General features: G+C 67.1%; 13 protein-coding genes. 5 read left to right on the plus strand and 8 right to left on the minus strand.

Annotated features, from left to right (window positions below):
• Positions 1–33: 33 nt before the first annotated feature.
• Genes ADE01S_RS03580 through ADE01S_RS03590 form a run of 3 tightly spaced genes read right to left on the minus strand, consistent with a single transcriptional unit; the run spans position 34 to position 2,154 of the window.
• On the minus strand, positions 34–762 hold the full coding sequence (locus ADE01S_RS03580) for an amino acid ABC transporter ATP-binding protein (RefSeq protein ID WP_062680079.1): 729 nt from the start codon (positions 760–762) through the stop codon (positions 34–36).
• Between the two features lie 33 nt (positions 763–795).
• The gene (locus tag ADE01S_RS03585; RefSeq protein ID WP_062680080.1) at positions 796–1,440 is read right to left on the minus strand and encodes an amino acid ABC transporter permease; all 645 of its coding nucleotides are present in this window, start codon (positions 1,438–1,440) and stop codon (positions 796–798) included.
• A gap of 30 nt (positions 1,441–1,470) precedes the next feature.
• Positions 1,471–2,154 carry an amino acid ABC transporter permease gene (locus ADE01S_RS03590; protein WP_062680081.1) on the minus strand — a complete coding sequence of 228 codons (684 nt, stop codon included), beginning with the start codon at positions 2,152–2,154 and terminating at the stop codon, positions 1,471–1,473.
• 47 nt (positions 2,155–2,201) lie between these two features.
• Between ADE01S_RS03590 and ADE01S_RS03595 the strand changes: the two genes are divergently transcribed.
• Both ADE01S_RS03595 and ADE01S_RS03600 read left to right on the plus strand, forming a co-directional pair.
• Positions 2,202–3,350 (plus strand): GntR family transcriptional regulator, encoded by a 1,149-nt coding sequence (locus ADE01S_RS03595; RefSeq protein ID WP_228468319.1) that lies wholly within the window; start codon positions 2,202–2,204, stop codon positions 3,348–3,350.
• A gap of 46 nt (positions 3,351–3,396) precedes the next feature.
• Positions 3,397–3,975: an HD domain-containing protein gene (locus tag ADE01S_RS03600; protein WP_082775682.1), complete on the plus strand. Its 579-nt coding sequence runs from the start codon at positions 3,397–3,399 to the stop codon at positions 3,973–3,975.
• A 16-nt stretch (positions 3,976–3,991) separates the two neighbouring features.
• On the opposite strand, the gene ADE01S_RS03605 is transcribed toward ADE01S_RS03600, so the two are convergent.
• From ADE01S_RS03605 to ADE01S_RS03615, 3 genes are all read right to left on the minus strand, one after another.
• Positions 3,992–6,391: a TonB-dependent siderophore receptor gene (locus ADE01S_RS03605; protein ID WP_062680082.1), complete on the minus strand. Its 2,400-nt coding sequence runs from the start codon at positions 6,389–6,391 to the stop codon at positions 3,992–3,994.
• 65 nt (positions 6,392–6,456) lie between these two features.
• Positions 6,457–7,443, minus strand: coding sequence for a DUF4880 domain-containing protein (locus ADE01S_RS03610; protein ID WP_062680083.1), 987 nt, complete (start codon positions 7,441–7,443; stop codon positions 6,457–6,459).
• On the minus strand, positions 7,440–7,946 hold the full coding sequence (locus ADE01S_RS03615) for a sigma-70 family RNA polymerase sigma factor (RefSeq protein ID WP_062680084.1): 507 nt from the start codon (positions 7,944–7,946) through the stop codon (positions 7,440–7,442). Before ADE01S_RS03615 ends, ADE01S_RS03610 begins: the two co-directional genes overlap by 4 nt.
• Positions 7,947–8,203: 257 nt before the next feature.
• On the opposite strand from ADE01S_RS03615, the gene ADE01S_RS03620 reads away from it, so the two are divergent.
• Positions 8,204–8,830 (plus strand): HAD family hydrolase, encoded by a 627-nt coding sequence (locus tag ADE01S_RS03620; RefSeq protein WP_062680085.1) that lies wholly within the window; start codon positions 8,204–8,206, stop codon positions 8,828–8,830.
• A 121-nt stretch (positions 8,831–8,951) separates the two neighbouring features.
• Entirely contained in the window at positions 8,952–9,797 is an 846-nt protein-coding gene (locus tag ADE01S_RS03625; protein WP_062680086.1) for a DMT family transporter, read from the plus strand.
• Positions 9,798–9,813: 16 nt separating this feature from the next.
• On the opposite strand, the gene ADE01S_RS03630 is transcribed toward ADE01S_RS03625, so the two are convergent.
• Positions 9,814–10,941 (minus strand): FUSC family protein, encoded by a 1,128-nt coding sequence (locus ADE01S_RS03630; RefSeq protein WP_062680087.1) that lies wholly within the window; start codon positions 10,939–10,941, stop codon positions 9,814–9,816.
• A gap of 247 nt (positions 10,942–11,188) precedes the next feature.
• On the opposite strand from ADE01S_RS03630, the gene ADE01S_RS03635 reads away from it, so the two are divergent.
• Positions 11,189–12,205, plus strand: coding sequence for an amino acid ABC transporter substrate-binding protein (locus ADE01S_RS03635; RefSeq protein WP_062680088.1), 1,017 nt, complete (start codon positions 11,189–11,191; stop codon positions 12,203–12,205).
• Positions 12,206–12,305: 100 nt separating this feature from the next.
• On the opposite strand, the gene ADE01S_RS03640 is transcribed toward ADE01S_RS03635, so the two are convergent.
• Positions 12,306–13,247, minus strand: coding sequence for a LysR family transcriptional regulator (locus ADE01S_RS03640; protein ID WP_062680089.1), 942 nt, complete (start codon positions 13,245–13,247; stop codon positions 12,306–12,308).
• Positions 13,248–13,292: the final 45 nt, after the last annotated feature.

Consider the following 13,292-nt stretch of genomic DNA (forward strand, 5'->3'; position numbering starts at 1 on the left):
CATTGCTGGCTTGGTCGCCCCGTTTTTGGCCTGCTACAGGCCGTTGGCAACGAACTGCTGCAATTCGGCGGTACGCGGCTGAGATAGCATCTGGCCGTCGCCTTGCTCCCAGACGACACCCTGGTGCATGAAAAGGATCTGACTGGCGACGGATTTTGCGAATGCCATTTCATGGGTGACCAGAACCATGGTCATGCCTTCGCTGGCCAGGTTCTCGATCACGCGCAGCACCTCGCCGGTCAGCTCCGGGTCCAGTGCCGACGTGACTTCATCGAACAGCATCAACTTCGGCTGCATGGCCAACGAGCGGGCAATGGCAACACGCTGCTGCTGCCCGCCGGAAAGCTGCTCCGGGTAATAATGGGCGCGGTCCTGCAGCCCGACCTTGCCCAACATCTGCATGGCCAAGGTCTCGGCCTCGGACGCCGCGATACCCTTGACCTTGCGCGGCGCAAGCGTGATGTTCTGCAGCACCGTCAGATGGGGGAACAGGTTGTAGGCCTGGAATACGATGCCCACTTCCTGGCGCAGGGCCAGCAAATCGACATTGCCCCGTTCCAGGGACCGGCCACAGACCTGAAGCTGGCCGCCCTGGATCTCCTCCAGGCCGTTGATGCAACGCAAAGCCGTGGTCTTGCCCGAGCCGCTTCGGCCTATCAGGGCGACCACCTGCCCACGCCCGACCGAGAAGCTGACTTCCTTCAGCACCTGCACATCGCCGAAGGACTTGCTGACCTGCTTGAAGCAAATGATCTCGTCCATGAAGACCGGTCTCCTGTGATTGTTGTTGTGTGCCTATGCGCGCTTCAGGCGCTTTTCCAATCGGTACGACAGCACCGACAGGGGATAGCAGATGACGAAATACAGGACGGCGGCGATGCTGAACACCGCGAAAGGTTCGAACGTCGAGTTGTTCACCACCCGCGCCGAATAGGTCAGGTCGAAGAAGCCGATGACCACGGCATATGAGGAGTTCTTGACGATCTGCACCAGGAAGCCGACCGTGGGCGCGACGGCGATTCGCGCGGCCTGGGGAAGCACGACGTAGCAGACGCGCTGGATGGGGCGCAGCGCCAGGCATTCCGCCGCTTCCCATTGGGTCTTCGACACGGCCTGGATACAGGCTTTCCAGATTTCCGCGAGAAACACGCCGGAGTACGCGGTCATTGCCAGACCGGCCGCCACGAGGCTCGGCAGGTCGTAGCCGGCGATGCTGATGCCGAAGTAGCAAAGGAACATCAGTACCGGCAACGGAATGCCCTGCGCCAGCTGGATAAGGCAGCCCGTCACCCCGCGCAGCAAGCGCCCGCCGCGACTGCGGGCAAGCGCCAGGGGCAGGCCCACCACCGCCCCGCCCAGAAAGCCCATGGACGAGAGCAGCAAGGTCCAGCCCGCGCCCCGCAGGATGAACTGCAGTTGTTCGAGGGAAATGCCAAGCATCGCCTGCTCCTTCGAGGAGGAAATCGGGATTTACAGAGAGGTGCCGAGACGGCGGCGACGGCGGAATGCGAATTGCGCGAGGCCTGCCATCAGCAGGCGCAACAGCCAGGACATGACCAGGTAGAGCACAGCCACCACCAGGTAGATCTCGAAGCCGCGAAAGGTCTCCGACTGGACGCCATAGCCGGCGGAGGTCAGCTCTTCTACCGATATCTGCGACATGATCGACGTCGCCAGCATCATCAGCACGAACTGGCTGACGAGCGCCGGGTACATGCGCTCCACGGCCTGCGGCAGGACCACCAGGTGCAGGACCTTCCAGCGGCTCATGCCCAGACAGGAAGCCGCCTCGATCTGGCCGCGGGGGATTGACTCGATGCCGGCGCGCACGATCTCGGCGGTATAGGCCGAAACGTTGATCGTCAACGCGATTACCGCAGCGGTGACGGCCGGCACGCGAATCTGCAAGGATGCCAGGCCGAAGAACAGCCAGAACGCCTGGATTACCAGGGGCGTGTTGCGGATCACATCCACATACACGACGACAGCCCGACGCGCCCAAGCGGGGCCCTGGGTGCGCAGTATCGCCAGAACGGCGCCGAGCACAAACCCGAGGACGATGGTCGCCGTGGACATGCGCGCCGTCGACCAGGCTCCGGCGAGCAGGACATCCCAGTGCGTAGGCAGAAAGCTGAAATCGAAATCGTAGGCCATGGTGTCGAGAAAAGAGGAAGCTGCAATAGCAATTCACTAAATGACTAATGCCGACAAAAACCAAATTAAACGAACTTTGCCGGCAACAGCCATTCTCGTTTTCCCTAGCCTGGAACCCGACGAGGACGGACTACCGTACGATGTGGGCAGATACACAATATTTCGCCACCGTGAAGCAACATCCGTCCGCTGCCTCTCTTGAAACGTCTGCCCTCGGAGCCAATTCCCGGGCCCCTCTCTATGCCCGAGTCGCCGATCTGCTGCGCGGCGCCTTGGCCGCAGGCAAGCTTCCGCAAGGCATTGTTCTCCTTGAAGGACCTCTGGCCGAGTTGCTGGGAGTGACGCGCAGTCCTGTGCGCCAGGCATTGCGCGAACTTGAAGCAGAGGGCCTGGCCAGGCGTTTTGACGGCAGAGGACTTCTGGCGGGCGGCGAGGGGGATGGCGGTTCCCCCGTTCGGCTGCCTTTGTCCGCGGAGATGTTGGGCCTGGAAGACCTATCGGAGCCCGTGCGCAAGCCCCAGGGTTGGGAGAGCATCTATCACGCCGTAGAGCACGACGTTGTGCATCTCTCCGTATTCGGCTCGTACCGACTCAACGAGGTCGAGTTGGCACGGCACTTCGGAGCGGGCCGAACCGCCGCCCGCGACGTGCTCCTGCGGCTGGAGGGCCTGGGGCTGGTAGGCAAGGATGACCGGCAGCGCTGGACGGTGACTCCGCTGGATGAACGGCGCATCCGCAATCTCTATGAACTACGCTGGCTGCTGGAACCCGCGGCGCTGGCTGGCGCGGCCCGCAACACGCCACCCGAGGAGCTCGCGGGCATGGCCGAACGACTGCGCAAAGCCAAGTCCCGCTATCCCAAACTTACGCGGGCGGCATTGGACGGGATGGAGCACGACCTACACGTCGAACTGCTCAGCCACTGCTCCAACGACAGCATCCTCGAAAGCCTGCAGCGGACCCGCTGCATTCTCACGCTCAGCAAGCACGTGCTGGGCGCGGCGGCGCCCATGCCTAACCTCGACCCGTTCATGCAGGAGCACCTGGAGATCATTGAGGCGCTGGAGCAGGGACGCCTGGCGCAAGCGCAAGAAGCGCTGAGGCTGCACCTGGAAGCATCCTGCGAGAAGGTGGTCGAACGGGTTGGACTGGTACAGCAACGGGTGCCGGCGCCACGGCTGTCATACGTCAGTTGATGGATGCCGGACCGGCGGCAAACCGGATGCCAAGAGGATCACGCGATTGAATAAGTTAGAACGGCAATTGGCTTTCCTGCGGGAGATCGACAGGCTGAAAACCATCGCCCGGCAGTCACCCCTGCTGGACGGCAGCCGGCGGGAAAACTCGGCGGAGCATTCTTGGCACCTGGCCATGTATGCCTTGATCCTGAGCGAGTACGCGCACGGGCCGATCGATGCGCATCGCGTGATGCAGATGCTCTTGCTGCATGACATCGTCGAGATCGACGTCGGGGATTTCCCGATCCACGGCGGCACATCAGGCGAGATGCAGGCCGAGCAGGAGGCCCGTGCCGCCGAGCGGATATTCGGCCTGTTGCCGCCGCCGCAAGGCGACGCGCTGCTTGGCCTTTGGCGGGAATTCGAACTCGCGCAGAGCGAGGATGCGAAGTTCGCGAAGGCGCTGGATCGATTCCAGCCTCTGCTCACGAATGTATTCACCGATGGCGGGACGTGGAAGGAGAACGGCGTTTCGCTGGAGCAGGTGCTGGCCCGCTATGGGCCGGCCATCGCCCGGGGCGCGCCGCAGTTGTGGGCGGTTTGCGAGCGATGGGTGTTCAAGCATTTCCAGGAGCAGCGCTAGCGAGCGTGTGCCCGCCCTACCAGCGATACGCCAGCGACGCGACCACGCTGCGCCGCGGACCGTAGAACGCGCCATAGGAGTAGGAGGCGACGTAGATGCGGTCGGTCAGGTTGTTGGCGTTCACCGTGAACTGCCACGGTCCGGCGTCGTAGCTCATCATGGCGTCCACGATGGTGTAGGACGGCACTTCGACCGCGGTGTTGAAGAGCCCCAGCGTGGAATCGATGTAGCGCACGCCGGCGCCCACGCGCAGCTGCGGCATGCCCAGCGCGGCCAGGCGGTAGTCGCCCCAGAGCGATACCGTGTTGCGCGGCGTCATGCCGCGCCGCTGCCCGACCTGCGCGGGGTCGTTGCTGCGCGTGGTCTCGGCATCGGTGTAGGCGTAGGACGCGATGATGCGGCCATGCGCGCCGACGGCGGTGCGCGCTTCCAGCTCGAAGCCGCGCGAACGCACTTCGCCGGTCTGGACCTGGTAGTCCGTCGGGAACAGGGGATCCGGCGTCAGCACGTTTTTCTGCGTGAGCTGGTAGACCGAGGCGGAGATCAGTGTATCGCTGCCGGCAGGCTGGTAGCGCAACCCGACTTCGTACTGTTCGCCGCGCGTGGGCTTGAATGGCGAGCCGCCGCGGTCGACGCCGCTGGTCGGCTCGAACGACTGGCTGAAACTCACGAACGGCGCCAGCCCGTTGTCGGCCAGGTACACCAGGCCCGCGCGGCCGGTGAAGGCTTCGCTGTCGGTCTTTTCTTTCGCATCGAAGAACAGCGCGCGGGTGCGCTCGGTGGACCAGTCGTAGCGGCCGCCCAGCAGCACGACCCACTTGTCGGCGATCTTCATCTGGTCCTGCAGGTAGACGCCGATGCGGTCGTCGCTGGTGGCGGAGCTGTTGAGCGCCGGCACGCGGACGCCCGGCTCGGCCCCATACACCGGGTGATACAGGTTCAACGGCGCCAGCGAGCGGTTGTAGCGCTCGGAGCGGTGGCGCCTGTGCGAGAAATCGACGCCTGCCAGCAGCGTGTGCGCCAGCGGCCCGGTCAGCGCCTTGGCCTGGAGCTGGGTGTCGACCACGAAATTGTCGGAGTCGTCCACGCGGTCCTGCGCGCCGCGGCGGATGACCGTATCGCCCGTTCCCGGCACATATCCACCCAGGTTGACCGAGGGCAAGTCGTTGCGGGACGAGAAATAGCGCAGGTTCTGGCGCACCGTCAGCGCATCGTTGAAGGCGTGCTCGAAACGGTAGCCGAGGTCGTAGTAGCGGGTCTCCGATTTGTCGTAGTCGGGTTCGCCGGTGAAGCGCCGCGTGGGGATCCGCCCCTGGGAGGAGTCTTCCAGCGATCCCACCACCGGCAGGCCGTAGACGTAGGCGGAGCGGGTGCGCTGGTAGGTGCCCAGGAGGGTCAGCGAGGTGGCGGCCGAAGGCTGCCAGCGCAGCGCCGGCGCGATGTATTCGCGGTCGTCCGGCACGTAGTCCACCATGGTGTCGCTATCCCGCACCAGCGCCGTGAGGCGGTAGGTCCAGGCGCCGTCCTCGCTCAGCCTGCCGCCGTGGTCGGTGGCGAGTTCGGCTCGCGAATGCGTGCCGAGCGAGGCGCGCAGTTCGTGCAGCGGCTCGGCGGTGGGTAGCTTGCTGGTCACGTTGACGAGGCCGCCCGGCGAGGCCTGGCCGTACAGCACGGACGCGGCGCCGCGCAGTACCTCGACCCGCTCCATGCCGTACGGCTCCTGCGTGCCGTCGTAGATGTTGGCCATGTACTTCATGCCGTCGCGATAGACGCCGCCGTAGCCGGAGATCTGGAACCCGCGCATGACGAAGCCGTCCGTGGTTCGGTCGTTGCCCTCCTGCGACAGGATGCCCGGGGTGTAGCGCAGCGCCTCGCCCAGGGTCGTCGCCCCGGTGTCCTCGATCTGCTCTCGGCTCACCACCGAGATGGACTGCGGCGTCTCGATCAGCGGCGTGTCGGTCTTGGTGCCGGTGGCGCTGCGACGCGCCACATAGCCGTCCACCGGCCCCCACGCGGTCTCGGCCGCGCCATGCACGGTCACGGCCGGCAGGGTCGTCGTACCCTGCGGGGCCGGACGCAGCGTATATCCGCCGTCGGCCCGGCGTTGCGGCGCCAGGCCGGTGCCCGCCAGCAGGCGCTGCAACCCGTCCTCGAAGGGATAGGTGCCGCGCAGGCCCGGCGTCTGCAAGCCCCGCGTCAGCGCCGGGTCGAAGGACAGCAGCACGCCGGCATTGGCCGCATAGGCCGCCAGCGCGGCGCCCAGCGGCCCTCCCGCGATGTCGACGCTGACCGCGCCCGCGGGCGCCTGGGCCCCGGCCGGCGCGGCCAGACCCGCCAGCGGCAGCGCGAAGGCCATGGCGCCGCGCAGGGCGAGGGAGGAACGGCGCGCGCGCCGCGGAGGAATACGCGAGGACATGAAGGACACTCCATCGTTGGTCTTGCCTTCATAGCCAGACGAAACGCGAAAAGTGCCAGTCACCGTTACAAAAAAGACAAACCGGCGCCGTCGCGGGGCAATACCGAGACCCAATAGCGGGTCCGGTAGCGCAGGCGCAGCGGCAGCGTGTCGGCCACCGCGGCCAGCGCGCGGTCGGTGTCGGCCAAAGGAAACGAGCCCGAAATCGGCAGGTCCGCCACCTCGGGCGCGCAGTCGATCCAGCCGGGGCGATAGCGCTGCAGTTCCGCGAGGAATTCCGCCAGGGGCATGCCGTCCACCTGGAGCATGCCGCGCGCCCAGGCCGAGGGATCGCCGGCGAGCGCCTCGGGCGAGGCCGCCCGCGCCGCCGAGAATGCCACCCCGGTCCCCGGCGGAACGACGCTGGCGCGGGACGCGCCCAGCGGCTGCACGCGCAAGTCGCCGGCCAGCACCTGGACCCGGGACTCGCGCTCGTCGTGCCGCGCCACGAAGCGCGCGCTGGCGGTCATGATGAAACCTTCGCTCGTGCGCACGACGAAGGGCCGTGGCTCCGGCCCCCGGTCCGGCACCGCGTCCACCAGGATCTCGCCGGCATGCAGCGCAACCAGGCGCTGCGCGCGGTCGAACAGCACGTCGATCGCGGTGCGCGTGTTGAGCACGATGCGCGAGTTGTCGGCCAGGGCCAGCTCGCGCCTGGCGCCGGCCGGTGTACGGTATTGCGCGGTCCAGGTCTGCCAAGGCGTCTCCCGCCAGGCCGACCAGCCTGCCGCGCCCGCCCCCGCCAACACCGCCAGCTTGACCAGGGCGCGCCGCCGTCCCGGCGAGCGCGGACGCGCCAGCACGGGCAGCGCGCCTTCGGGCAAGGCCTCGAAGCGGCGGGTCAGTGCCTCGGTGCGGCGCCAGGCGCGCTCGTGTTCCGGATCGGCCTGGCGCCACGCCAGCCAGGCGGCCTGGTCGGCGTCGGTGACGGTGCCGGAAGTCAGCACCAGGAACCATTCGATGGCGCCATCCAGCGCGCGCGGATCGATGCCCGCGGCCTTGCCGGCGCTCATGCGGACAGCTCCAGGCATTGGCGCAGGGCGCGGGCGATGTACTGCCGCACCGAGCCCACCGACACCCCCAGGCGCACGGCGATCTCCGCATGGCCCAGGCCTTCCAGCTGGCACAGCAGAAAGGCGCGCCTGACGGCTATCGGCAGACCGTCCAGCATGACGTCGATTTCCAGCAAGGCTTCCAGCGCCAGCGCGCGCGCCTCGGGCGACGGCGCGGAGGACGCCGGCAGGCTCGCCAGCGTTTCCAGGTAGGCCAGCTCCAGGTCCTTGCGCCGCAGATGGTTCACCATCAGGCCGTGGGCGACCGTGGCCAGATAGGACCGCGGTTCGTTGATGCCGGCGAGTTCGCGCCGCGCCAGCACCCGCGCATAGGTATCGTGCACCAGGTCGGCCGCGTCGAAGGGGCAGCCCAGCTTCTTGCGCAGCCAGCCCTGCAGCCAGCCGTGATGGTCGCGGTAAAGCGTGTGCGCCTGCTGTTGCGAGGCCGGATCGAGGGCGGTCATGGAAGGGCGAAGAGGGATGACAATTTGCGGATGAGAATTATTCTAATTCCTGATGTTGCCGCTGACCAGCTTGCCGACTCCCGGGATGCGCCTTCCCCTCCTGCTCAAGGCGCCTCCACCGCCACGCGGCGCCCTCCCCGAACGCCCTCTGCCCCCCGCGCGGCATCCGGGCCAGCCGCTAGAATGGCATCGCGGCGGCGTCGGTTGCGAGCCCGGATCGAACCGCGGACGCGCCGCGCCGACATACCGGAGGTTCAATGGCGATCAAGGCGGTGGCGTTTGACGTATTCGGGACCCTGGTCCGCATCGAGCGGCCGGCCCGCCCTTTCCGCAAGCTGGTCCGATTGCTGCATGCGGCGGGCCGGCCGCGCCAAAGCGACGACGGCCAGCGCGCGATGAGCCATGCCCTGGACCTCAGGCAAACGGCCGACCTGCTGGGCGGCAAAGTCAGCGAGGAAGACTTGCGCGCCCTGGAAGCCGAGCTGCGCGATGAACTCCGATCGATCACGCTCTTCGAGGACGCGGCGCCCGCGCTGAATGCCCTGAAGCAGAACGGGCTCAAGGTGGCGCTCTGCTCGAATCTTGCCGCGCCCTACGGACCGCCGGTGCTGGAGCTGCTGCCCTTCGCTCCGGCATTCTGCGCCTGGTCGTACGAGGCCGGGGCGGTGAAGCCGCAACCCGCGATCTACCACTACCTGTGCGAGGGGCTGGGCTGCCGGCCCGAGGAGGTCCTGATGGTGGGCGACACGCTCGACGCCGACATGACCGGGCCCCGGGAGTTCGGCATGCGCGGCTATCACCTCGACCGGCGCGCGGAAGCCGCGCGGGACGAGGGCTCGCTGCGGTCGCTCGGCGAAGTCCTGGCGCTGATCCGACAACCCTAGGCGCCGAGCGGGAACTCGGCGGGCGCCTCGATACCAGCGGCTGCCCGGGCCGTCGACGGCGACGCGCCCCGGGCTTTGCGCTACGATGGCCGGACGTCGGCCCCCAGGAACTGCCCGCGCCATGACGCCCCGCCTGTTCGCGCTCACCCTGCTTTCCTTGCTGGCCTTCGCCGGGAATTCGCTGCTGTGCCGCCTTGCGCTGAAGCAGACCGCGATCGACCCGGCCACTTTCGTCGCCATCCGCATCGGCTCCGGCGCGCTGGTGCTCTGGCTGGTGCTCCGGCTGCGCAAGCCGGCCGGACGGCTGGAAGGCAACGGGTACGGCGCCCTGGCGCTGCTCGTCTATGCGGTGGCTTTCGCCTATGCCTACACGCGGATATCCGCGGGCACCGGCGCCCTGCTGCTGTTCGCGTCGATCCAGATCAGCATGATCCTGTGCGGGCTGCTGATCGGCGAGCGGCTATCTTTCCTGCAAGGGCTGGGCATCGCGCTGGCGGTCTGCGGCCTGGTCGTCCTCATGCTGCCCGGCGTCAGCGCCCCCCCCTTGTTCCACGCGTTCCTGATGATCGTGGCCGGCATTGCCTGGGGCGCCTATTCCCTGCTGGGCCGCGCCGCGAAAGACCCGGCCTCGGCCACGGCGGGCAATTTCATCCGCGCCACGCCGCTCGCCCTGGTTCCGTTCCTGTTGCATGCGCTGACAGCCCATGCCGGCTACGACGCCGCCGGCGTAGCCTACGCCGTGGCTTCCGGGGCCGTGACCTCGGGCCTGGGCTACATCTTCTGGTACGCCGCGCTCAAACAGCTGAAGGTCACCCATGCCGCCACGGTGCAGCTCGCCGTGCCGGTGCTGACGGCGTTCGGCGGGGCCGTGTTCCTGGCCGAACCCGTGACGGGCGTGCTGGTGGGCGCCTCGGCGCTGATCCTCCTGGGCATTTCCCTGGTGGTGCTGGTCAAGCGCCCGGCCTGATGCCTCCGCGGCGCCTTCAGTTCACCCGCCGCGGCAGCACCGCGCGCATCCAGCGCGACAGCAGCGGCCGGATGCGCTGATTGTGCAGCAGCACGGCGCCCAGCGCGCCGATGAAGGCGCCGATCACGGTGTCCAGGAACCGGGCTTCGATGACGGCCGCGGGATAACCTTGCCCCAGATGGGGCGCCTCCGCCAGGAAGATGGTCAGCGGCGTGATCAGCACCACGGCGCTCGCGTAGTGGCGCACCACCAGGGTTTCGATGCCGAACGACAGCGCCATCATGACCAGGCTCAGGGTCCACACATTGAGCGGCAAGGCGAGCAGGACCCATGCCACGCACAGCCCCACGGCCGTGCCCAGGATGCGGTGCATCTGCCGGCTCCAGGCCGCTCGCAGGCTCGCGCCCTGGATGATCGCCAGGCAACTGACCGGCACCCAGTAGGGCCGCTGCAATTGCAGCAGCTCGGCCACCAGCAGCGAAATGCCGACGAACAGCCCGATGATGACGGAGTCATAGACGACGAAGTCGAACGTGGGCTTGGGCAGCTCGGTTTCCGGCGGCGGCGGCGCCACCCGCGTCATGTGCAGCGAATACGCGAACGCGACCAAACACGCGACCAGGCTGCCCAGCGCCACCATGCCCACGCGCAGGGGCACATCCTCGATGCGCCCGGGCGTATAGGCCGCGATCGCCGTCGCCATGATGAAGAACAGGCTGCCCGGCGGGCCCAGCCGATAGCAGCGGCAGACCATGTTCACCACCATGGCGATCAGGGTCAGCGCGGCGATCATGGCGGCGGGCCAGAACTGCGTCAGCGCGCCGACCGCGTAGCACGCCACCATGCCGAACGATGCCGCCAACAGCATCATCATGCGATGCTGCAGCGAAGAGTTGGGCAGGCTCAGAAACACCATGCCGCCCAGGCTGGACATCAATCCGTAGTCCATGCGCCCGAAATAGGCCCCCACCATCAAGGGAAGTCCGGACGACAGGGCCGCGGCCAGCGGCATTTCCCAGCGCCGGTCGCTCGCGTTCACGCGGGTCAGGTCGCGCCATACGGCGCCCAGCCGCGCCTTCGCGGACGCCGGCGCATACCAGGGCCGGCGGCCGTCGCCGCTATGTGGATCGTGTTGTCTGTTCATGGTTCAACCTTGCCGGCGCGCCCGCTGCCCGCCGCTCCTCGCCCGCCGGCGGCCGAGGAGAGGCCAGTATGGGCGATCGCCCCGCGATGGGCAATCCTGGCGCTCGCGCCGAACAAATTCCGAGGGGCGAATTTAACGGGAATTCCCTGATATTCCCACCCCAGGGCCGATGGCTACCATTCCGCGCACCTCCGGCCACCGGCCGTAGGGATACACCATTGCATTGCGCCGACCGCGCGGAGACATCATGAAAGCACTGAAACTGGTTGCGGCAGGCACCGCGTTGTTCATCTCGTCGTGGACCGCCCAGGCGGGCGCGACGTTCGACAACATCAAGAGCAAGGGCTTTGTCCAGTGCGGCGTGTCCACCGGCGTTGCCGGGTTCTCCGTGAACGACAGCAAGGGCGGCTGGACCGGCCTGGACGTGGAACTGTGCCGCGCGCTGGCCGTCGCCATGTTCGGCGACGCGTCCAAGAGCAAAATCATGGCGATCAGCGCCCTGCAACGCTTCACTGCCCTGCAATCGGGCGAAGTCGACGTGCTGCCGCGCAATACGACGCTGACGCTGACTCGCGACACGACGCTCGGCCTGATCGGCGTGGGCGTGAACTATTACGACAGCCAGGGCATCATGGTGAACAAGTCCCTGAATGTGAAGAGCGCCAAGGAACTGGAGGGCGCCACGATTTGCGTGCAGCCCGGCACCACCACTGAACTGAACCTGGCGGACTGGTTCCGCTCGAACAACATTTCGTTCAAGCCCGTCGTCGTGGACCGCATGGACGAGATCATCCGCGCCTTCGCGGTCGGACGCTGCGACGCCTTCACCGGCGACAAGTCGCAACTGGCCGCCGCCCGCAGCGGCCTGGAAAGCCCGGAAAAGTACGACATCCTGCCGGAAGACTTCTCCAAGGAGCCGCTGGGCCCGATGGTGCGCCAGGGCGACGAACAATGGTTCAACGTCGTCCGCTGGACGGTGAACGTCATGCTGGAAGCCGAGGAATACGGCATTACGTCCAAGAACGTCGATGACATGTTGAAGAGCACCAACCCCAATATCCAGCGCATCCTGGGCGTGACGCCGGGCATGGGCAAGAACCTGGGCCTGGATGACAAGTGGGCTTACAACATCATCAAGACCATCGGCAACTATGGCGAGAGCTTTGAACGCAACCTGGGCCCCAGCAGCCCGCTGAAGCTGCCGCGCGGGCTGAACGCGTCCTACCGCGATGGCGGCCTGATGTACGGCTGGCCGGTGCGCTAAAGCGGCTCGATACGCGGTAAGCGCGGGCGCGGGTCGCGCCCGCCGAACAGGGCAGTGCCGCAAGGCACTGCCCTGTTTTCGTGACTGATCGCGCCCGAGGCTAGATCCTTCCCGCCGCCGCGGGCGGCTTGCCGGCGCGAAACAGCTGTGACGCCTGGATCCGTTCCAGCATGCCGCGCGCGGCGCTGGTCAGGGGCCGGTTGGCGCGCACGATCAGGCGCGTTTGCGCCGCCTCGAAGATGGGGTTGGTCGTGCGCAGCGCCACCAGTTCGCCTCGGGCGACTTCCTTCACCACGGAATTCGCCGACGTGAAGGTCAGCCCCAGGCGGCTCTCGACGTAGCGCTTGAGCGTCACCACGGAATTGGCGATGAAGCTGGGCGACAGCACGATGTTCTCGGACAGCTCCGCCATCTCGATCAACTGACGCAAGCCGAAGCCCGGCCCCATCAGCGCCACCGGGTAGCGCGCCACGTCCTTCAAGGCCGGCCGCTTGCGTTGCCGCGCCAGCGGATGGTCGGGCCAGGCGATCACGCACAGCGGATGCGTGCGCGTGTCGACCACGCGTATGCCCGGATCCGCCGGCGCGCCGAACACCACGCCGATGTGCGCGTCGTCATGCACCACCGCGCGCACTGCGTCGGAAGCGCCGGCCACCTTCAGCGATACGCGCACGCCGGGATGCTGGCGGCAGAATTCGTCCACCACGCCGCCCATCAGGATGTCCACGAAACCCTCGCTGGCGACGACCTGGATATCGCCGCGCTGCAGGCCGTTGACTTCGTCCAGCCGGGCGCGCAAGGCCTGTTCGCTGGCCTGCCGGTCGCGGCAGTGATCCATCACGATGCCGGCCATGTCGGTGGGAACGATGCCGCGGCCCTTGCGCTCCAGCAGCGCCACGCCCAGCTCGGTCTCCAGCAGCTGGATCTGGCGGCTGACGACGGAGGGCTCCACGCCCAGGCGTTCGGCCGCCCCGCGCACCGATCCGGCCGTGACCGCCTCGAAGAAATACTGCAAGCGCCGCGCGCTCAAGCCTCCGTCCATGCGCCATCCCCTTTTCCGATTCCGGTGATTTCCTGAAATTGTTGA

This window comes from Achromobacter denitrificans NBRC 15125 (assembly GCF_001571365.1).
In the GTDB taxonomy this organism is placed as follows: domain Bacteria; phylum Pseudomonadota; class Gammaproteobacteria; order Burkholderiales; family Burkholderiaceae_B; genus Achromobacter; species Achromobacter denitrificans.